The organism is Actinomadura chokoriensis (genome assembly GCF_041463665.1).
Classification (GTDB): Bacteria; Actinomycetota; Actinomycetes; order Streptosporangiales; family Streptosporangiaceae; genus Spirillospora; species Spirillospora chokoriensis_A.
The window spans coordinates 1-21,788 of sequence record NZ_JAXCEJ010000021.1 but is presented as its reverse complement, the minus strand read 5'-3'; the positions used below and the strand labels follow the sequence as shown (position 1 = coordinate 21,788).

At 72.5% G+C, this 21,788-nt stretch carries 11 protein-coding genes; 6 read left to right on the top strand and 5 right to left on the bottom strand.

Annotation, left to right across the window (positions count from 1 at the left end; all coding sequences use genetic code 11):
- From SM418_RS27910 to SM418_RS27895, 4 genes are read left to right on the top strand one after another with little or no spacing between them, the layout of a single operon-like run.
- Positions 1-1,179, top strand: coding sequence for a Kelch repeat-containing protein (locus tag SM418_RS27910; RefSeq protein WP_371944105.1), 1,179 nt, complete (start codon positions 1-3; stop codon positions 1,177-1,179).
- Positions 1,176-4,352 (top strand): hypothetical protein, encoded by a 3,177-nt coding sequence (locus tag SM418_RS27905; RefSeq protein WP_371944106.1) that lies wholly within the window; start codon positions 1,176-1,178, stop codon positions 4,350-4,352. The genes SM418_RS27910 and SM418_RS27905 overlap by 4 nt, the downstream gene beginning before the upstream one ends.
- On the top strand, positions 4,349-9,586 hold the full coding sequence (locus SM418_RS27900) for a hypothetical protein (RefSeq protein WP_371944107.1): 5,238 nt from the start codon (positions 4,349-4,351) through the stop codon (positions 9,584-9,586). The genes SM418_RS27905 and SM418_RS27900 overlap by 4 nt, the downstream gene beginning before the upstream one ends.
- 2 nt (positions 9,587-9,588) lie before the next feature.
- Positions 9,589-11,457 (top strand): hypothetical protein, encoded by a 1,869-nt coding sequence (locus SM418_RS27895; protein WP_371944108.1) that lies wholly within the window; start codon positions 9,589-9,591, stop codon positions 11,455-11,457.
- A 437-nt stretch (positions 11,458-11,894) separates the two neighbouring features.
- Here SM418_RS27895 and SM418_RS27890 read toward each other — a convergent pair whose 3' ends face one another.
- Positions 11,895-12,521 (bottom strand): HD domain-containing protein, encoded by a 627-nt coding sequence (locus SM418_RS27890; protein ID WP_371944109.1) that lies wholly within the window; start codon positions 12,519-12,521, stop codon positions 11,895-11,897.
- Positions 12,522-12,910: 389 nt separating this feature from the next.
- Here SM418_RS27890 and SM418_RS27885 point away from each other — a divergent pair, with 389 nt between their 5' ends.
- Entirely contained in the window at positions 12,911-13,513 is a 603-nt protein-coding gene (locus tag SM418_RS27885; protein WP_371944110.1) for a recombinase family protein, read from the top strand.
- Between the two features lie 427 nt (positions 13,514-13,940).
- On the opposite strand, the gene SM418_RS27880 is transcribed toward SM418_RS27885, so the two are convergent.
- Genes SM418_RS27880 through SM418_RS27870 form a run of 3 tightly spaced genes read right to left on the bottom strand, consistent with a single transcriptional unit; the run spans position 13,941 to position 17,333 of the window.
- On the bottom strand, positions 13,941-15,086 hold the full coding sequence (locus SM418_RS27880) for a GDSL-type esterase/lipase family protein (RefSeq protein WP_371944111.1): 1,146 nt from the start codon (positions 15,084-15,086) through the stop codon (positions 13,941-13,943).
- Between the two features lie 4 nt (positions 15,087-15,090).
- The gene (locus SM418_RS27875) at positions 15,091-15,900 is read right to left on the bottom strand and encodes an SDR family NAD(P)-dependent oxidoreductase (RefSeq protein WP_371944112.1); all 810 of its coding nucleotides are present in this window, start codon (positions 15,898-15,900) and stop codon (positions 15,091-15,093) included.
- Positions 15,897-17,333, bottom strand: a complete 1,437-nt coding sequence (locus SM418_RS27870; RefSeq protein WP_371944113.1) for a DHA2 family efflux MFS transporter permease subunit — start codon at positions 17,331-17,333, stop codon at positions 15,897-15,899. The genes SM418_RS27875 and SM418_RS27870 overlap by 4 nt, the downstream gene beginning before the upstream one ends.
- A 78-nt stretch (positions 17,334-17,411) precedes the next feature.
- Between SM418_RS27870 and SM418_RS27865 the strand changes: the two genes are divergently transcribed.
- Entirely contained in the window at positions 17,412-18,104 is a 693-nt protein-coding gene (locus SM418_RS27865) for a TetR/AcrR family transcriptional regulator (RefSeq protein ID WP_371944114.1), read from the top strand.
- A 222-nt stretch (positions 18,105-18,326) separates the two neighbouring features.
- Here the strand turns inward: SM418_RS27865 and SM418_RS27860 are convergent, their stop codons facing one another.
- Positions 18,327-21,491 (bottom strand): Tn3 family transposase, encoded by a 3,165-nt coding sequence (locus SM418_RS27860; RefSeq protein WP_371944115.1) that lies wholly within the window; start codon positions 21,489-21,491, stop codon positions 18,327-18,329.
- Positions 21,492-21,788 lie beyond the last annotated feature (297 nt).

Sequence of the window (21,788 nt, the reverse complement as noted above, 5' to 3'; positions counted from 1 at the left end):
ATGACCAGTTCCACCGTGGCGGCGACCGGACAGTGGACGAGCACCGGGGCACTGCCGTCCGCGCGCGTCTGGTCCGGTCAGCACGACGGCCCGGTCGTGCTGACCGGCGGCAAGGTGCTGGTGGCCGGCGGGGCCGACGCCACGGGCACCGCGCTGGCGCAGACGTCGCTGTACGATCCGGCCGCCAAGACGTGGACGGCCGCCGCCGCGCTGCACACCGCCCGCCGGCTGCATACGGTGACCCGGCTGGGGGACGGCAAGGTACTGGTCACCGGCGGCGCCACCGGGGCGCCCGCCTTCCCGGCCGCCGGGCTGACCTCGGCCGAGGTGTTCGACCCGGCGACCGGCACCTGGACCGCCACCGGCAGCCTGCACACCGGGCGGTGGGGCCACAGCGCGGTGCTGCTCGGCGACAAGGTGCTCGTCGCCGGCGGCTGCACCACCCGGTCCGGGCAGTCGGTCAAGGCGCTGCGCTCGGCCGAGATGTACGACCCGGCCACCGGCGAGTGGACCGAGGTCACCGCGATGACCGACGCGCGGTGCGGCCATCCCGCGCTGGTGCTGGCCGGCGGCAAGGTGCTGGTGGCCGGCGGCAGCGCCCCGGTCTCCCGCGACGCCGACGCCGCGCTGGCCTTCTGCGAGCTGTACGACCCGGCGGCGGGCACCGGGGGCACGTGGACGCCGACAGGCAGCATGCGCGTGCCGCGCAGCGGGCACCAGGCCGCCCTGCTGCCGGACGGGTCGGTGCTGGCCAGCGGCGGCAGCCCGCCCGGCGCGCCGGGCGACGGCACCTTCGACCCGTTCAGCCGGGCCACCGCCGAGACCTACAGCCCGGCCGCCGGCGCCTGGACCGCGACACCGGACATGCCCGCCGGGCGCGGCCTGCACCGCGCGGTGCCGCTCGGCGGCGGCAAGGTGCTGGTGGTGGGCGGCACCGACGGCCCCGACAACGGGGTCGGCTACGCCAGCGCGCTGATCTTCGACGCGGGCCCGCGCGCCTGGTCGCCGGCGGGCGGGTTGGCGACCGGCCGGTGGGGATTCGCCGCGGTGCCGCTGACCGGCGGAGCCGTGCTGGTCACCGGCGGGCTCACCCGGACCGGGTCCGCCGCCGCCGATCCCGGCGCCGCCGAGGCCACCGCGAGCAGCGAGATTTTCAGCACCGGCCCGGTGACGCCGTGACCGGCCCGGCGTACTCGTTCCTGCCCTGGCTGCGTACCGGGCTGACCACCCGGATCGCCGCCGACCCGGGCACCGCCGAACGCGCCGCGATCCCGGTCAAGCTGCGGATCACCGGGGACGGCGTGTCCGGCGGCACGATCACCCGCGACGTCGACAAGACCGTCCAGCTGTACGGGCCGGGCGACGTGGTCGGGCTGGACCCGCGGGTGGTCTCGCGGGTGGAGCCGCGGCCCTGGATCACCAACGTGGAGCCCAACTACCTGGCGCATGTCGAGTTCTACGACGAGGACCTGCCCTGGCGCTACAGCCCGGCGCCGCCGGACGCGGCCAACAGGCGGCTGCTGCCGTGGCTGGCCCTCGTTGTGCTGGCCGGGACGGCCGATCCCGGCGGCGATCCGGCGGCGGAGTTCACCGAGGGCGTGGTCGCGGGGCGGCCGCTGCCCTCGATCCTCGTGAAGGACCCGGCTGGGACGCTGCCGCCGCCGGATCAGCTCGGCGCGTGGGCGCACGTCCACGTCAACGGCGAGCTGGACGGGCTGGTCGCCAACGACGACCCGGCCGCCGCCCTGGCCGGCCTGAGCGAGGTGCTGCGGACCAACGCCGACCTGGCGTGCTCGCGGCTGGTGTGCCCGCGGCGGCTCCACCCGGACCGCGGCTACCACGCGTTCCTGGTGCCCGCGTTCGAGACGGGACGGCTGGCCGGGCTCGGCCTGGACCCCGCCGCCGCGCCCGGCGCGCTGCATTCGAGCTGGGGACCCGACTATCCGGGACGTCCCGAGCCGGGGACGCTGCCGTACTACCACCGCTGGTACTTCGGCACCGGCAGCGCGGGCGACTTCGAGTACCTGGTCCGGCTGCTGGAGCCGCGGCCCGCCGACCCCGCCATCGGCCGCCGCGACCTCGACGTGCACAACCCGGCCGGCCCGGGGCTGCCCGGCATCACCTCCCCGGAGGGGCTGCACGGCGTCCTCAAGCTGGGCGGCGCGCTCCAGTCGCCCAACCGGCCGAAGGGCGATGTGTACGACAAGTGGGACGATCCGTACCCGCACCCGTTCCAGAAGGCGCTCGCCGGGCTGATCAACCTCGCCGACGGCTACCTCGACCAGACCCCGGCCGCCGCCAACGCCGCCCTCGAGGTCAAGGAGGTGGCGGGCGAGCCCGACCCGATCATCACGCCGCCGCTGTACGGGCGCTGGCACGCACCGGCGAGCCGGCTGCTCACCGAGCGCGACGGCTCCCCGATCACGCCCGACCGCAACTGGGTGCACCGGCTCAACCTGGACCCGCGCTTCCGCGTCGCGGCCCACCTCGGCACCCGGGTCGTCCAGGACCGGCAGGAGGAGTTCATGGTCGCCGCCTGGGCGCAGGTCGGCGACGTGCTCCGGGCCAACGCCAAGATCCGCGCGGCCCAGGTCGCCCGCGAGGTCGGGTTCGTCCTGCAGGGCAAGCACGTGGATCCCGCGTCCGCCGCGGTGACGCTGGCCGACGCGCCGGTACCGTCCGGCAAGGCCCTGGCCCTCACCGCCCCGGCCAACTCCCGGGTGACCACGGGGGAGCGCACCCTGCGCGGTCTGGCGGCGGCGACCGGCGCGGAGCGGGTCGCGGTCGGCTTCCACGTGGCCCGCAGCCGGGTGACGGCGGCACCGCTGTCCCCGCCGATGCGGCGGATGACCAGGCCGGGGGCACGGCTCGTCCGGGAACTGCCGTTCACCGAGACCAAGCCGCCCGACGCGCTGATCCCGCGCATGGACGATCCCGACGACGAGGTGACCGCGGCGGCGGACAAGAAGACGCCGGACGCCGTAGTCACGCCCGAGCAGTTGGACGACGTGCTGCACCCGGCGCCCCCGCCCATCGGGCTCGCCGCCGGCGACGACGACCCCGCCGCACCCGTGGACCAGCTGCCGCACAGCGCCGACTTCGTGCTGACCCTGCCCGGCGACACGTTCGTACCGTCCGAAGGGGGCGAGGACAGCGAGGAGGCCCAGCGCTTCAAGGACGGCCTGCGCGACATCTACCGGGGCAGGCACGCCGCGACCGTGGGCGGCCAGACCGAGGGCCGCGAAGCGCTCAACGTCCCCGCCTCCACCGACGCCATGCTGACCGGGCTGCGCGCCGACCAGGCGGTGCCCAAGAGCCTGCTGACCACCGTCTCACTGCCCGAACGGCTGCAGCCGTTCGCCGAGAGGTTCATCGAGGCGATGGCCTATCCCGTCATCGACCTGCCGATGTACGCGGCGCTGCTCGACTTGTCGGTGGACTACTTCGCCCCCAACCTCGGGCTCGTGCCGCAGAACACGGTGACGCTGCTGGAGACCAACCAGGAGTTCATCGAGTCCTTCCTCGTCGGGCTGAACCACGAGATGGCCCGCGAGCTGCTGTGGCGGGAGTACCCGACCGACCAGCGCGGCTCGCCCTTCCGCCAGTTCTGGGACGTGCGCACCGCGCCGTCGCCGCCCGGGGAGACCGCCGAGCAGCGCCGCGAGCGGCTGTACGACATCCGGCCGCTGCACACCTGGCCCAAGACCGCCCTGCTCGGGCACAACGACAACCGGGAGACCGGCGAGCAGGCCGACGACCTGGTGCTCGTGATCCGGGGCGACCTGCTGAAGAAGTATCCGAACGCCGCCATCTACGCGCACCGGGCCCGCTGGCAGCCCGAGACCGGGCCGCCGGATCCGCAGCAGGAACGGGTGCCGGTCACGCTCGCCGACCCGGCCCACCCGACGCTGGAGGAGATCCGGCTCCCGCTGTACGAGGCCAAGGTCGAGCCCGACCTGTACCTGCTCGGGTTCGACCTGACCGCGGCCGAGGCGAAGGGCAACTTCGCGACCGGCGCGGCGGGATGGTTCTTCGTCATCCAGGAGCGCCCCGGCGACCCCAGGTTCGGCGCGGACGAGGGGCCGCCCACCCGGGTCGAGGTGTGGAACGACCTGTCGTGGGCCGACGTGGACCCTGCCGGGACCGGCTTCATCCGGCTGGACGGCGGCACCGTGCAGGTCCCGCTCAAGGACTTCGACGACCCGGCCGCCGATCAGGAGAAGAACGACCAGCACCTGGAAGACGCGTTCCTGCCCGTCTGGCACGGCGGGCTGAGCTCGGCCGACGTGGCCTACATGCTCTTCCAGGCGCCGGTGCTGATGGCCGTCCACGCTCAGGAGATGCTGCTGTGAGCCTCAGCGACGACTTCCCGGTGCTGCTCGGCCCGGTCCGGGTCGAGACCCGCTTCACCCCGTCCGAGCTGCTGGTGCGGATCTTCCCGGACGAGTGGTGCGTCGACAAGTTCGAGCCCAAGCCGACCAGCGCCGAGATCAGCGCGGTGGACGCGTACTGGACGGCGCTGTGGCGGACCGGCGGCGACCCGTCGTCCGAGCAGGCGGCCTGGCAGGAGCTGACCGCGCGGGTGCCCGGCGGCCGGGCGAGCTGGCTGCTGCAGACCCGTACCCCGGCCAACCCGGGCGAGCGGCCCGCGGCGGTGCCCGCCGAGACCACCGTGCTGGTCGTGGTGACCGGCCAGCCCGTGCCGGCGGCCGACAGGGAGCCCACCGTCACGTACTGGACCTCGGTGTGGCGGGCGCACGGCGACCGGGCCGAGCTGCGCGCCGCCGACATCGCGCTGCGCGCGGCCGTGGGGGTGAACCGCGCGGCCACGATCCGGTCGCGCCGCCCGGCGGGCGTCGAGGCCGCGCCGAGCGTCCCGGGCGACGGGGTGCTGGTGGCGTTCCTGGTGCTGCCGCCGCCGCCCGCGTCGGGGCTCGCCGACCAGTCGTGGACCCAGGCGGCCACGGCCCAGCTCCTTCCGGACCGCTTCACCGTGCTCGGCTACGTGGGCGGGGAGAAGGTGCTCACGGCGATCGGCGCGCCGGTGCCGGACACACTCGCGGTCAGCCCCGATCCGGGCGCGGACTCCGACAAGCAGCTCAAGGTGGACGAGCAGACCGGGGCGCTGCGGGTGCCCGAGGAACTGCGCTGGCTGACCGACTTCGACCAGGCGGTGGCGGTCGGCATGGGGCTGCGCATCCCGCTCGGCCCGCAGACCCAGAACGGGCTCGACCGGCTGGTGGTGTTCGGGCTGCGCGAGCGGTCCGGCCCCGACCTGGCCGCCACCGAGCTGGCCGACCTCATCACCCGGCAGCTGCGCAGCCCGTCGGGGTACGGGCTGCTGCCGCAGGGCACCCCGACCAACAACACCCAGACCACACCCGCCGGGCAGGACCGCCAGGCCGAGGCCGAGGCGGGGCTGCGCACGGCGTTCGGCTTCGCCGCGGCGGCCGATGCGGCGGGGGACTGGCGGACCCGGACCGACGGGGAGTGGCTGGCCGACCTGCTCGGCATCGACCCGGCCGTGCTGACCGGCATGCCCAACGCCGACGGCACCGACCAGCGCGACGCCCGCGCCGCCAACATCGCGCTGTGGCCCGCCACCTGGGGCGAGTACCTGCGCGGCACGCTGCACCCGATCCTGTCCGAGCAGGCGGTGGACGCCACCCGCGAGTTCTTCGTGCGGCACGTGTCCGGGCGCGGGCCGGTCCCGGCGGTCAAGATCGGGCGGCAGCCGTACGGGATCCTGCCGACGACCGCGTTCACGAAGCTGGCCTTCCCCGAGGCGGCGACGCACCGCCGCGCGCTGCACAAGCTGCTCGGCGCCGCCGCGCAGGACTGGCGGGCCGCCGCCGCCAAGGTCAGCCATCTGGGCAAGGACGGCGACCCGCACCAGCTCCTGCTGGACATCCTGGCGCTGCATCCCACGTCGGCGGAGTTCTACCAGCGGTACGCGCACAGCGTCGAGGACATCTTCAACCGGGAGAACCTCAACAGCGGCGGGCCTCGCGTGCTGCCCGCCCTCGACCAGCTCAACATGCCGCAGCCGATCCGCGCGCTGCTCACCCGGCTGGGGTACGCCGCCCCGCCCGGCGCCGACCCCGACCTGATCCGGCGGCTGCTGGCCGGCGGCCAGTTCCCGCTGCTCGGCCCGCTGGTGGACGACCGGCCGCTGTCGGAGACCGACCGTATCCGCGGGTACACCGACGACGGCGGCAACTACCTGCACTGGCTGGCCCAGCACGGCGAGCACGACCTGGAGACGATACGGCTGGAGCTGGGCTTCACCGGCGACCGCCCGCCCGCCGCGCTGCTGTACCTGCTCGCCCGGCACGCGGTGCTGCTCGGCTGGGAGGACACCGCACGCCGCCTCGCCGCCGCCGCGGACAGCCCGGTACCGCCCGCACGCGACCCGCTGTTCGTGCACGTCCGGCCGAACCGGCCCGGCGCGCCGCCGGTGCCGAGCGAGAGCCGGTTCCGCCGGCTGTACGCGCCGGACCAGGGCATCACCGGCAGCCCGGACCGGCTGGTGGTCGACTTCGTCCCGGACGTGATCCGGCAGCACCCGGCCGCCGTGCGACTCGCCGAGCAGATCGACGCGCTGACGCATCTGGCGGGGCTGCCCACCGCCCGGCTGGAACGCGTGCTGACCGAGCATCTGGACTGCGCGACGTACCGGCTCGACGCCTGGCGGCTGGGGCTGGTCAACGAGCGGCTCGCCGAGCTGCGGTACGGCCCGACCGGCGAGGGGCCCGCGCGGCGCGGCGTCCACCTCGGCGCGTACGGATGGTTGGAGGACGTCCGGCCCAAGCCGCGGCCGGGTCTCACCCAGGTCCAGTTGAGCGGAGACCTCGCGCAGCTGTTCACTCCGCCGGGCGCCGCGCCGTTGATGCACGACCCGGCCAACGGCGGCCACATCCACGCGCCGTCGCCCGCCCAGGCCACCACCGCCGCCGTGCTGCGGGCGGGATACATCTCCAATGCCAGTCCCGCCGACCGGGAGACGTTCGCGGTCAATCTGAGCTCCGAACGGGTCCGGGTGGCGCTGAGCCTCCTGGACGGCCTGCGCCAGGGCCAGTCACTGGGCGCGCTGCTGGGGTACCGGCTGGAACGGGCCCTGCACGACCGATACCCGGACGCCGAACTGGACTCGTTCATCACGGCGCTGCGCGGTGCGTTCCCGCTGCGGGCCGGGCGGATCGAAGACACCAAGCCCGCGCCGGGCACCGCCGTGGAACTGGTCGAGGCCCGCAACGTCATCGACGGCCTCGAACTCGTGCGCCGCGTCACCAGGGTGGCGGGAGCCGACGTCTACCCGTTCGGCGCCTCGGGCCTGCCCGACCCCACCCAGGCCCAGCGCGACGCCATCAACGAGGAGGTGCGGCGGCTGCTCGACACTCACGACGCGCTGGCCGACCTCGCGGTCGCCGAGAGCACCCACCAGACGCTGGCGGGCAACCCCGAACGGGCATCGGCGACGCTCGACGCGTACGCGAAGGAAGGCCTCGCGCCCGACCCCGCCGTGGTCGCCACCCCGCGCAGCGGCACCACGCTGACGCACCGGCTGGCCCTGCAGCTGAAGCCCGGCATCCGGCCCGGCCACAGCGCGCCGTCCGCGCAGGGGGACGGGCCGCGCGCCCTGGCCGAGCCCGCCGTGGACGACTGGCTGCCCACACTGCTGCCCGACCAGCGCGACGTGGCCGCCCTGGTCACCTGGACCGACCCCGTCAACGGGGTGGCCCGCAGCAGCGAGGTCACCCAGCGGGACCTGGAGCTGCGGCCGATCGACCTGCTGTGGGCGGTCCGGCCGGCGAGCGAGGCGGCGATGACCGACCTCGACGACCGGATCATCGGCGTCGTGGCCACCCGGGAGCAGCCCCGCCCGGACGCCCGGCTGGTGATCGAGCACACCAGGCGCGTCGACGGCAAGGTGACGTTCTTCGAGCTGTCCCCGCTGATCGCCGCGCTGCGCTCGCTGCTGACCACGTCCCGTCCGGTACGGCCGACCGACCTGGCCCCGGCCGCCGGGGACGCCCCGATCGACCGGGCCGCCGACGCCGCCGTGACGGTGCCGCGGGACCGGCTGGCGGCGGTGCGGGACGCGCTGGTGGCGCTGCGGACCTCGGTGACCGGTTACCTGAACGATCTGGGGCCGCTGTTCCCGGCGCCCCCCGCGCCGGTCCGGCGGGCCGACCTGATCGACGGCATCGACACGTTCCTGCGCCGGTACGGAGACCTGATCGCCACGGCGGGCGGCTTCGGCATGGTGCGCAGCGGCTGGGGCGAGGCCGCCGCCTGGCGGCGGGACCGGTACCTCGAGGTGCTGGCCGCCGTCGAGGAGACCGCCGACCGGATGGCCCGCGCCCTGGCCGACGCGACGGCGCTCATCACCGCCTACGACGCGCTGCCCGGCGCGACTCCGGCGGCCGAACGGTTCCGGCTGCTGGAACGGATCGAGCGGCTGCTCACCACCAAGCCGACCGTCCCGCGCCCGAATACCCCGCAGCAGCTGCGGTCGATCATCAACAACCGCCGCCAGACGTTCCAGAACAAACTGGGGGACCTGCGCGAGATCGCCGACACCAGCGAGAAGACCCTGAGCGGTCTCCTGGACGAGGTGGGCGACCTGCTCCCGCTCACCGGCCTCGACCCCGGCGGGCTGTCGCTCACCCCGATCGAGGACAAGATCGTCCTGTACGGGCGGGAACTGCTCGACCGGGCCACGGCGCTGCAGGCCGACATCGCCGAGCGGCTGACCGCCGCCGATGCCGCGCTCGCGGAGTACGACGCGGCGGTGACCGGGCCCGATCAGGTGGAGGCGGCGCGCGACACGCTCAAGGCGATGCTCGGCGAGGACGTCCTCGCCGTACCGGAGTACACGGCGTCCGCGCAGCTCGCCTCGGACTGGAAGAAGGCCCGCAACGACAGCGACGAGCTGATCGAGCACCTGGAGGACGCCGGACGCGACTTCCCGGTGGACGACTGGCTGCACGGCATCGCACGGGTCAGGGACAAGCCGCGGCTGTGGGAGCAGGTCAGCATCCTGAGCGACGCGCTGCGCGGTGACGGCGGGCTGCTCGGGCAGCTGCCGGGTTTCGAGGAGCCTCAGCTCGAACCGATCCAGCTGCCCTACCGCAAGGACGACCACTGGCTGGCCATGGAGTTCGCGCCGGGCACGACGCTGGACGAGGACCGGCTGCTGTTCACCGCGCACTACGCGGACAAACCGACTCCGTCGACGGACGGCTTCTGCGGCCTGCTGCTCGATGAATGGACGGAGGTCATACCGGCCGAGAAGGAGACGACCGGGATCGCGCTGCATTACGACCGGCCCGACTCCGAGCCGCCGCAGGCCATGCTCCTGGTGACTCCACCTACGCAGACCGGGGCCTGGAACCCCGACGACCTGGTGGCCGCGCTGCACGAGACGTACGAGCTGATGCAGTCCCGCGCCGTCGAGCCCGCACACCTCGACAACACCGCCTACGCGCACCTGCTGCCCGCCACGTTGGTGTCGGCCCACAGCAAGCCCATCACCATCAGCACCGACTTCGCGACCAACAACTTGCGCTGGAAGGCCCAATGACCATGAGCGAAGCGACCGCAGGGGGTGTGGAGGGTGCTCCCTCCGCACTGAGCACGCCATTTCGCATCGAGGACCTGCCGAAGGCGCTGGCCGATCGCGAGCACCCCACGGTCGGACTCTGGAACCGTCTGGAGGGACGCCCCCGCACGGCGGACTTCGAGAGGGCGCTCCGCGTCGAGGTTCGAGACGCCCTCTGGCTGCTCACCCGCCAATGGCAGCTCGGCGAATTCCGCGGCTCCGACGCCGGCTCACCGGTGACCGCCACCTACTCCGTGGGAAGCGCGACACCCAGCCGATTCCGCCCGGCCACAGGCGGCCAACCGCAGGACCTCCCCGCCGACCGCCCGTTGGAGAACATGGCCGAACGGCGCGCTCTCCCCTTCACCCTCGGCCCCGACCGCATCTCCTACGACCTCCGCCTGGCGATCGGCCGCCGCTGGCTCAAGCTGATGAGCAACCACCCGCCCATCCGCCACCATCGCGACGAGTACGTCGAGTTGTATCCCATCGCCGAGCCGTCCCCGACGGCCGACGCCGACAGCCCGCGCGTCGCCCACCCGGAGGTCTGGGCCACGCTCCAGGCCGTCGCCGGACGCCGCATGGACGGGTACGAGCTGTACCGGCACATCAAGCAGGGCCACGACGCCACCGACGGCCTCGACCACGTCGCCCCGCCCCACCGCACCCTCATCAACCAGCTCGGCACCCGCCTGGTCAGCTGGTTCGACGGCCTGATCGACCAGCCGGCCACCGACAGCACCTGGGACCCCCGCCGCCTGGAGCACCGCTTCTCCGTCGCCGCCCGCCAGGCCGACGGCACCGAGAAGGTCCTGACCGCGCAGGAGTACCCCGGCGGCGAACTCGACTGGCACGCCTTCTCCATCGACCCCGGCACCCAGATCGGCGGCGGCACGGCCGCGCCCGCCCCCATCAACCGCACCGTCTTCCCCGCGCCCGTCCGCTACTCCGGCATGCCGCTGCCGCGCTGGTGGGCCGTCGAGGACGGCCGGACCAACTTCGCCGCCGTCCGCCCGGACCGCACCGACCTGGCCCGCCTGGTCGTGCTGGAGTTCGCGCTCGTCTACAGCAACGACTGGTTCCAGCTGCCGTGCGACCTGCCGACCGGCACCCTCGCCACCCTGCGCGGCCTGGCCGTCACCGACGTCTTCGGCCAGCGCCTCTGGATCACCCCCGCCGGGGCGGGCGCCGACGACGACTGGCAGCGCTGGTCGATGTTCACCCTCGACACCATCGGCTCCGACAGCGTGCCCGCCGACACCGGCCTGTTCCTCGCCCCCACCGTCCCCAAGGTCGCCGACGGGCCCCTGCTGGAGGAGGTCGACCTCATCCGCGACGAGAACGCCAACATGGTCTGGGGCATCGAGCAGACCGTACGCCTCCCCACCGGCGATCCCCGCAAGGGCAGCGAGGTCGCCGCGGAGATCCTCGCCCACCGCAGGCGCCTCTTCCCGCAGGACCCCCCGACCGCGCCCCTGGCCCCCATCGCGTACGTGGCCATGACCTCCGTCCCCGGCCACTGGATCCCGTTCATCCCGGTCCACGTCCCCGGCGACACCCGGAAGATCCAGCTCCAGCGCGCCGCCATGCCCAGCGAGATCGACCAGAACCCCGTCCGCCCGCGCACCACCCTGCTCCGCGAGGGCCTGGACGCCGCCGAACCCGGCCCGTACTTCGTCAACGAGGAGGAGGTCCCGCAGACCGGCACCAAGGTCACCGTCGCCTACAACCGCACCCGCTGGTCCAACGGCCGCGTCGCCGTCTGGCTGAGCGCCCGCCGCGGCGCCGGGCGAGGCGAGGGCTCCAGCGGCCTGGCCTTCGACCTCCCCGCCGACACCGCCCCACCAGCCTGATTGCGAAGTTTCAGGCAAGTACGGCGGTGGCCTGGGGTGCCGCGGTCACCTCCCACCTGCTGCAATGCTCCTTGGTCTACAGCAACACCCTGCTACTCCCAAGCCGTCCTGCGCGATCCCGCCTGGACCCGCAAGCCCACTCCAGGGGACCGGCGCCCTCAGCCCTCAGTTCTGGGCGCACGTCAACCTCCTACGGCCGCTTCCGCCTGGACATGGACTCCCGGCTGGAGGTCACTGGTTGCGATCACCGGCTCCTGACGGAGCGGATACGCCGTGGACAGGTGGGGCGGCGGGTGATTGGCAGCGAAAGCGGCGGTGTGCGGACGGCGGGGTGGCGGCAGGCCGCCGGGAAAGCGCAGATCACAGCTCGTCGACGAGCCGGTCGCGAATGTTGCCGCTGGACGCGGACGAAACCACGCCCGGTCTCGCCCGGTAGGTCAGCCGATCGGCCGGTCGAGCGGGTTCTCCCGGATGCGTTCGGCAAGGCCACCGCGAACCGACACGGCCGGCGAACTGTCCGGCTTGCGGGCGGCCTGGTCGTGGAAGCAGGCCAGGAACTCCTCCGAGAGTCCCGCGCGCGGATACCGGGCCAGCACCTCGGCCTGGAACTCGGGAGTGAAATCGTCCAGATTCCGCCCTGTGATATCAACGCCGGTGGCTCGCTCCAGCAGATGGCCCTCCGGGTCCTCACGCACATCCACCGTGTCCCACACGTGCCGGACGATGACCTCAGACAGCCGCTGCCGGCGCTGCGTCGGCCACCCGGCACCCGCAGCGAACACCCAGGCAACGTGGCCGCCCGCCACGTCAAAGGCGACCGTATGGCTGTCGAACTCCGCCACCAGGCCGATGTCGTGGAGCAGCGCGGCGACGTACAGCAGTTCGGCGTCGTACTCGATGCCGCGCTGCCCGGCATACGCCGATGCCCACACGAAGGACCGCGCCGAGTGGTTCAACAGCGCGGGGGAGCAGTAAGCAGTGGCGACTTCGAGGGCGGCGGCGCAGGCGGCCGTGTTGGGAACGCCAGGTACGGCCGGGGTTCCCCGGGCGCTGTGAACGGTCATGCCACTGAGTATGCCGCTGAGTGTGCCGCCCCACTCCGGGGCCCCTTTCGACCACCCCATGAGGCCCCTCCGCGAGACCGTGCGACCAGATGATGGATGGCTCTGCGTGGCGACGAGCCGAGGCGGCAGGGCAAGCCTTGGGCCGCGGGCGGCGGGCGAGATCGTTGTGCGGACGGCGTGGAGGTTGACTTAGCTTCGCTGGCCGTGACCGGGGTTGAGGAACCTGCGGACAGCCGTTAGCGCCGAGAATGATCTTGGGGTGGTGTTCCGTTTGGGGATCCCCCACCGGAACACCCACCGGCCGGGACGGCGCCCCAGGTCGGGGTGTTCCGTAAAGGTGTTCCGCGAACTGTCCCGGTGAAGGGGCCCTATCCGGAACACTTGAGGGCGTGAACGCTACGGCTCCCGGTGCCGTCCGGGTCGGGTACGCCCGCTGTTCCACCTATGAGCAGGACGTCGTAGTCCAGACCGAGCAGTTGCTCGCGCTCGGCGTCCCGGCCGGTCGGATCTACATCGACCGGGGCTTCTCCGGAACCACCCGCCGCAACCGCGGCGGCCTGGACCAGGCCCTGGCTGCGGTGTGGCCGGCCAGCGTGTTCACCGTGACCAAGTTCGACCGGTTCGCCCGCAACATGGCCGAGACCAACCACATCCTCACCGACCTGTCCGACCGGGGCCTGCTGTTCGGGCTGGGCGGATCGGTCTACGACTGGAACGACCCGTTCGGCCGGCTGTTCCTGCAGACCCTGGCGATGGTCGCCGAATTCGAAGCGAACCTGGGCCACCTGCGCACCCGCGAGGGCATGGCGCTGGCCCACAGGAACGGCAAGCTCAAAGGCAAGCAGCCCAAACTCCCCGAGTCCGCGCGCCGCTCCATCCGCCGCCGCTACGCCGAGGGTGAGGTGTCGCTGGCGGACCTGGCGACCGAGTACAGCGTCGGCCGTTCCACCATCCACCGCATCGTCCATGGGCCGCCCACCGGGCAGAGTTGAGGCTCGACGCGCGGCTCGACCGTTGCGAGCGGGAGGGCGTCGACCCGGTGGGAGCGACACGAGAGCACATCGCCGGTCACGTGCGGCAGCCCTCCCACAAGGCCGAGCCGCCGCGGCGCCAGTGTCGTGTCGATCGACTCGGGGTCAGGCCTGTCGAACGCCACGATCCGGCAGCGGCTGGTGCATCGAGGATGGTCTGCGCGAGTCCGATCCGGTCGGGCGGGGCCGTTGCACGCCGGGCTGTCTCTTTGATGGCCACCAGCGCGGCCTGGTCCCGCGGCTGACCAGGCTTCCGTGGATCCGCATCGAGGCTCAGCGGAAGGCGATCCTGCAGGTCGCCGTGGAAGAGCCGATCCACACCACCGGCACGCTGCCGGCCGGGGCGCCGCCGGCCGAGTGGACGGCGGCGCCGGTTCGGGGGCGGTGATCAGGCCGGGAGCGCGTCGGCGACGGTGTCGGCGATGGCCTGTGCTCCGGCGTCGTTGGGGTGGATGTGGTCGCCGCTGTCGTAGTCGGGGTGCAGGGCGGCGGGTGCGGTGGGATCGCGGAGTGCCTGGTCGAGGTCGGCGACCGCGTCGTAGGCGTCGTTGGCGCGGATCCACTGGTTGAGTTGCCGGCGTGTGTGCTGGGCTTGGGGGGTGTCGAACCCGGGGCCGGCCGCGGCGGCGCCGGCGAACGGGGTGACGGTCGCGATGATGGGCCTGATCTCGTGTCGGCGGGCGCGGGTGGCGAGTGCGGACAGTCCGGCGATGAGGTCGGCGGCCCGGAGCGGGGGCTGGTCCAGCATGCCGGGCAGGCCGATGTCGTTGAGGCCGAGTTGGACGACGACGTGGGTCACCCCGGGGGCGGTGAGCACGTCGCGGTCGAACCGGGTGGTGCCGCGTTCGCCGAAGACGTCGCTGAGCAGCCGGTTGCCGGCGATGCCGAGGTTGAGCACGGCGGCTCCGGCCGGGTGGAGGCGGCGGGCGAGCAGGTCGGGATAGCGGCGGTGGGTCCCGGGCGTGGTGCCCACCCCGTCGGTGATGGAGTCGCCGAAGGCGGCCACCACCGGCCGGTCGGCCGGGCCGAGGACGTCGATGCCGGTGAGGAAGAACCGTGACTCCACCGGCTCGGGCTGGGGCAGGTCGGTGTGGGAGACGGCGTCGCCGGGGCTGAGGTAGCCGGTCTGCAGGGCGAACGGGTGGTAGTCGGCCGGTCCGGTGGCGGCGGCGTGGTAGCTGCTGAGGACCAGGTCGGTGTCGGGTGTCGTGGTGAGGTCGACCGGGTCGCTGATCGCTTCTTGGCCGGGCGGGATCGTTACCTGGTGCGCGCCGCCGAAGGTGACCGCGGTGTCGGTGCCGGGCACGATCGTCGCTGCGCTGCGGTGTGCCGCCACCCGGATGCGGGCGATGGTGAGCGGGTCCTTGCCGTAGAGGTTGCCGAGCCGGACCCGCAGCCGGGTCCCTGTGCCGCTGAGGCGGACGACCTGGCGGAGGGTCTGGTCGTGGAAGCCGCGCGGTGGGTGGATGAGGGGCATCGGTTCGTGGGGGCTGACGGGGGCGGAGCGGAACGCTGCCGTCCAGTGGGAGGTCATGGGGTCAGTTCTCCAGTCGGCGCAGCAGGTGGCGGGTGAGGTCGTGGAGGCGGTGGGCGGCGTCGGGGTCGAAGGAGGGGTGGTCGAGGCTGATCGGGTCGAAGCGCACGAAGGCGCTGAGCGGTGCCGCGGGCGGGGTGTCGATGCGGGCGGCGATCGGCTTGATGCCGTCCTGGACGGGTCGGCCGTTACGTTTGAGGGCGGCGACGTGGGCTGCGGTGGCCGCGTCGTACTGGCCGGCGAAGCCGGTCGCGACCGGGCCGGGGTTGATGAGCACGTACCGGGTGCGCGTGGTGGCGTGGCGGGCGGCGTAGGCGACGCCGAGCAGGTCGTTGGCCCGGCCGGCCTGCATCTGCGCGTTGACCCCGTCGTAGTGGTGTTCGAGCATGAGGTCGTCCCAGTGGACGCGGCCCACCGGCACGCCGGGGCCGGACACGTTGACGATGACGCCGGGCTCGCTGAGTCCGTGGCTGAGCAGGAACCGGCTCAGGTACTCCAGCGCGAAGGTCCCCTCGAACCCTTCGGTGGTGACGAAGCGCTCCGAGCGGAAGTAGCGGGCGCACAGCACCAGGGCGTCCACGGCCGGGTGCCGGGTGTTGATCTGCTCCAGGACCCGGAGGTTCTCGCTGACCAGGCTCAGGTCCGCCGCGATGAACTCGGCGCCGGGGAGGGCGGCGGCCTTGGCGGCGTCGCGTCCGACGACGATGACGGTGTCGCCTCGGTCCAGGTGGGTGCGGGCGAGTGCGCGGCCCATCCCGTCGGTGCCGCCGGTGATCACGATCGTCTTGGGTGAGGTGTTCGTGGAGTGGTTCATCGGGTCGTCCTTTCGGACATGGCGGGCCGGTGGTGGGCGACGGCGGTCACGGCCGGGCGCCCGGGCAGCAGCGCAACGGCGGCCAGGATGACCGCGAGCACGCCGGCGGTGAGCCAGAAGACGCCGTGCACCCCGGTGACCGGGTCGGCGGAGGTCTGCAGGATGAGGGTGACCACGGCGACGCCGAGCGCCGCGCCGAGCTGGTTGAGCATGTAGAGGACCGAGCTGCCCTGGGCGACCATCGGACCGGGCAGGCTGCGGTACAGCGACCCCATCGTGGGGGCGCTGAACAGCCCCATCCCCAGGCCGAGCGCGAGCGCGATCGCCACCGGCCACCCTTCTGCCGTACCGGCGCCGACGCGGGTGAAGGCCAACGCGGCGGCCAGGGCCAGCGCCGCACCGCCGACGGCAAGGCCGCGGGGGCCGATCCGGTCCGACAGCCGTCCGGCCAGCGGCATCGAGATCGCGCCGCCCAGCCCCACCGGCGCCATCAGCAGCGCGGCGGCGAGCACGCCGTGCCCGTGCGCCCGCTGGTAGTACAGCGGCAGGACGAACAGCGCGGCGAAGTTGGCCAGCCCGCCGAGCCCCATGATCGCCACGCTGGCGGTGAAGCTGCGGCTGGTGAACAACCGCAGGTCGATCAGAGGTGGGACGGTTCCGGCCCGCCGCGCGTGCGCGGTGTAGCAGGCCAGCAGCACGGCGCCGGCGACCAGCGGGAGCAGCGCCTGCCAGGCGGTGAAGGCCGACTGCTCGGCCGACTGCGACAGCGCCAGGACGACGGCGGCGAATCCGGGGGCGAGCAGGGCCAGGCCGAGCACGTCCAGCCGGACCCGCGGCCCATCGGCCGCGGGTTCGGCGGGCAGGACGCGCACCGCGAGCACGAGGGCGGCGAGGCCGACGGGCACGCTGAGCAGGAACATCCAGCGCCAGGACAGGCCGTCCAGGATGGCGCCGCCGGCGATCGGGCCGAGCACCGGGCCGAGCGAGAGCACCACGCCCATCAGCCCCATCACGCGTCCGGCCCGCGCGGGACCGGCGGCGCGGGCGAGCAGGATCAGCACCAGCGGATCCAGGAGGCCGGCGCCGACGCCCTGCAGCGTGCGGAAGGCGATCAGACTGCCGACATTCCAGGCCAGCCCCGCGGCCAGGGCACCGGCCGCGAACACCGTCAGGCCCAGCAGCCACAGCCGCCGGCCGCCGAACCGGTCGACCGCCCAGGTGGTGAACGGGATCGTGGCGGTGACCGCGAGCAGGAATCCGGTCGAGGCCCAGCCGACCGTGCTGAGCGAGGCGTCGAGCTCGGCGGCCAGGGTGCCGGTCGCCACAGCGGCCATGGAGCTGTTCAGGATGCCCAGCAGCCCGCCGAGCAGGACCACGCCGATCGTGGCCAGCAGCCGGGCGTCCAGCCGGTCATCCGCATTGATTGGACTCATGGGTTCAAGTTAATGGTCCAACAAGTCCATTCACAACCCGCGAGTCCATGGAACTGAACCCATGGGTACAATCAAGGCATGGCGACCACACGCGGAGGCGGCGACCGGCGGCAGGCGATCCTCGAGGGTGCGTTCACCGTGTTCGCCCGCCGCGGCTACGCGCAGGCCTGCGTCAAGGAGGTGGCCGCCGAGGCGGGCGTGGCCAAGCCCACCGTCTACAACCACCTCAACGACAAGGCGACCCTCTTCCGGCACGCGATGCAGGCAGCGGCGCAGAACGTCCTGGACGAGCGGCTCGCCGCCCTCGACCCGCTCAAAGACGCGGACGGCGACCTGCCCGCCACCCTGCACGACGTCGGGCACCGGCTGTTGCGGCTGCACACCGACGAGCGCGCCTGCGCGCTGCGGCGCCTGCTCTACTCGGAGATCACCCACTTCCCCGACATCCTGGAGATCGTCACCGAGAGCGGGCCGCACCGCCTCACCCAGGCGCTGGCCGACCGGCTCGCCCGCCTCGCACTCGCCGGCCGGCTCCGCATCACCGACCCCGACCTAGCCGCCGAGCAGTTCCTCTCCCTGCTCACCGGCCCGCTCGAAGCGCGCACCCGGATGGGCACCCGCCCGATCGACGACACCACACTCAGCGACCTGGCCCGCACCGCCGTCAACGCCTTCCTGCAGATCTTCGGTCCGCAGGTAACCACCGAAGCGGGAACCGACATGCGCAAAGTGGCCAATCCGGACGGCCACCCCCTCACCGTCGAGGAGTAGGGCATGCCGGGTACGCCGTCCCGGCCTGTGCGTGGACCCGTCGGACTCGGGCCGGTCGAACGCGATCAACGGATCCCGGTGAACAAGTGGTCGAGATGACGGCCAGCCGTCCCCATCAAGCTGCCGTGGAGACTACAGGCCTAATCCGGTCCGATCCTCCTCGCGGGCCGGCATGTGCGTGTCTGTGAGGCGCACCCTGAGCGCCCGGTCGTTTGAGCTGCCCTACATCTTCTTCTCGTCCGCCCGGTCACCGAGGTCGGGGACGGCGGGGATGTCTCCGAGCTCGCGCAGCCCTTCGGTGGGCGCCGAGGGCGCGATGGAGTAGCGGCCCAGGCAGTTGAGGTGGGCGTGGCCGAGAGGGCTGAGCCGGGCGGCGTTCTCATCTTTGACCGGGATTCCTTGGGCCCGCAGCCGGTCGACCGCCGCCGACAGGTAGCGAGAGTTCCACAATGCGACGGCGTTCACGACGAGCCCGAGCGCCGCTAGTTGATCTTCTTGCCCTTCCCGGTATGCCTGACGGATCTGGCCGCCTCCGGCGTGGCAGATCTTGCGGGCCAGGCGGTGCCGGGATTCCTGGACGGTGAGCTGCTTGTTCAGCGTGCGGCGGTAACCATCGTCGATCGGGTCCAGGATGTCCAGCAGGTGCAGCGTCTTGTCGATGCGCCCGTACTCGGCGAACGCCTGCCCGAGCGGAGTAGGGCGGCCGCCTCGGGAGAACATCCGCAGCAGGTCATAGCCGCGAACCTGGTTGGTGACCAGCGAGCCGGCGACCCGGGTCATGTCCGCCCACTGGGTGTTGATCCTGTTCCGGTTGATCTTGTTACGGGCGATCGCCTCCAGCGGGCCGTACCCGGGGGTGGTGCCATCAGGCAGGTCGGCGCGCCAGAACCGCTGGTCGCCCAGGTCGGCGAAGCGCGGAGCGAACCGGTAGCCGAGCATGGAGAAGATCCCGAACACCATGTCCGAATCGGACGCCTGGTCGGTGGTGACGACTTCGGGTTTGGGGCCGGCGTCGATGTTGATGAGGGTGTCCAGGATGAACAGCGAGTCGCGCGGGGTGCCGGGCACGACCATCTGCCCGATGCCCATCACCTGGCCGTTGACGGCGTTCAGCAGGGTGATCCCGCGCTTGTAGCCGAAGTACTTGGGTGAGGGCCCGGCGTTGATGGTCTGCACGGGGACGACGAACCGCAGCCCGTCGACCGAGGCCAGCAGCCCGCCGCCCCACAGCGCCACGATCGGGACCTCCCGCTGCGCTTGGATGAGGATCGCGTTGGCGGCCGCGTGGGTCTCGGCGCGCACGTAGTTCTGGTCCACGTGGGAGAGCCGGCCGCGGGTCAGCGCCTGGTCCCCTTCCTTGATCACCGGGGTCAGGCCGACGTTGCACGCCTCGGCGATCAGCAGCGCCACCAGCGATCTAGGCAGGTCTTTCATGCCGCTGGAGATGTCGGCCAGGTGGACGTAGGCGTCCAGGAACCCGGTCCAGGCGTGCACCTCCAGCAGCAGCTCGGGCAGATCGACCCGCGGCAGCATCGCCTGGCAGGCGCCGCGCAGCCACTTCAGCGACGGGCTCTCGCCGAGCGCGCCGAGCTTCTCCACCGACAGCCGGGCGTGCCCGCCGGCGCCGTCCGGCGGGGCGACCACGCGGACCAGGGCGTCATCGCCGGCCTCTTCCAGGCGGGTCGCCATCTGCCGCCAGGCCGCGTCCAGCGCCAGCACCCGGCCGTCCAGATGCGTCTGGACCGGGTCGGTGAGGGACAGGGATGCCAGCACGTCCTCGCTGATCGCATCCCACTGGCGCCCGTCCAGCAGATGCGCGCGCGGGTCGGCCCACCGGTTGGACGGTGCCGCGAACACGTCCCGGACCTGCAGCGCGCGAAACAGCGCCTCCAGCACGCACACCACATAGGCGTCGCGGTCCACCGCCCCGGCCGGCAACTCCGGGCCTGCGTACACCGGCCGTCTCCACGCCGCCGTCACCAGCGAGGCGTCGATCTCCTTGGGCAGCAGCGGCTTGCGCGACACCTGCCGGCGTGCCAGCTCCGGCAGCCGCCGCACCGCCGCCAGCACCTTGCGGCCACCCGCCGCCGCCGACAGGGCCTGCGACTCGCCGAGCAGCTTCAAGAACGGCCGCACCGTGTTGTACTTGTCCACCAGCGCCGCGCGCATCGCCGCCTCCGCGGCGCCCTCATCGTCGGGGACGAGCTCCTCCACCGACTCCAACGCCGCTACCACCTGCTGGCGGGTGGCGCCGGCCTGGTCGGTGACCGCCGCCCACAACGCCGCCACGTCCAGGTCCGCGCCGACCTCGGCGACCAGGTCGAGTTGCTCCACCAGCACCCGACCGGCCCTGGTCAGCAGCCGCGATGCCCGCTCCAGCTTCGGCAGCATCGCCAGCCGCTCGCCCGAGGACTTGCGGCGCGCCGGGGAGATCAGCCGGGTGGCCATCAGCAGCGTGAACAGATCCAGGGCATCATCGATCGCCTCGGCCTCCAGGCTCCGGGTCACCGCCAGCAGGGTCGCGGTCTTGCGCGGCTCGCCCAGCCGGGCCAGCGCCGGCGCCTTGCTGCCCGCCCCGTACCGCGCGAGGGTCTTCATCCGCCGGACGGGCACCTTGCCCACCTGAACCCGGCCCAGCTCGAACCTGGCCAGGTCATCGACCCGCCGAAGCGCCCGCACCATCTCCGTCCCCGACTGGCGCTTGGGCGCCTTACGTAACCGCTCCAGCTCCGACACCCGCGCCCCGTCGCGAACCTCAAGCAACTCCGCCAACGCCCGCGGCAAACCCGCGTCGGCCCGGCCGGTCTGGCGGGCCAGCGCCGCATACACTCGCTCATCCGCACGGTCCCGGACACTGCCCACCAGCCGCTCCAGCACCGTCACCCCCGGCAACAACACACGATGCCGACGCAGCCACCCCACCGACTGATCGAACAACGCCGTCGGCCCCTCCGCGTGCGTCCACGCACGCCCATGCAGGAACGCCAGAAACCGCTTCGACAGCTGCCGCCCCTCCCAGCCTTCCCGGTCATCGAAGACATGGAAGCCGTAGGCGTCCCGAATCATCCACGCGTGCTCGTACGCCGTCTGCGCCCGCACCGTGTACCTCTTGACCTGCGACGGATCACCGATCTCCAACTGCTCGGCCAAGTAGTCCACCACAGGCCACGGCACGTCCAGAGGATCGGCTAGGAACAGCCCCTTGAAGCGAACCGTCCCGATCTGGACGGCAGCGCCGAGGCGATGCGAATCAGCCCGCGACCGCGCGATCACATCCCGGTCGAACGCGTCCAAGATCAAGAACTTCTCCAGCTCCGACTGGGTCGGCATCTCCACGAACGACGCATACGCCGTCCTCTGCTCATCCGACAGAAACTCCGCAGGCATAGCCCGCAAAGTACGGCTAACACACCAGCAACTAACTCACGGTAATCAATGCGTTACAAAGTGAACGTTCCAACCGGTCACGGCTTCAAGATCGCTCTCAGCGCTAATGGCTGTCCGCAGGTTCCTCAACCCCGGTGACACTGCGTCTACGGGCAGGGCGTCTGGTTCCGATTGGGGTGTGTCCAGTTAACGGTGTAACTCGATCTTGCTGAGGTCAGTTGCGGGCGGCGGTGAGGCGGCCTTCGAAGGCGATGTCGAAGGCGTTGAGGGCGGCCTTCCAGCGGGCGATCCAGCGTT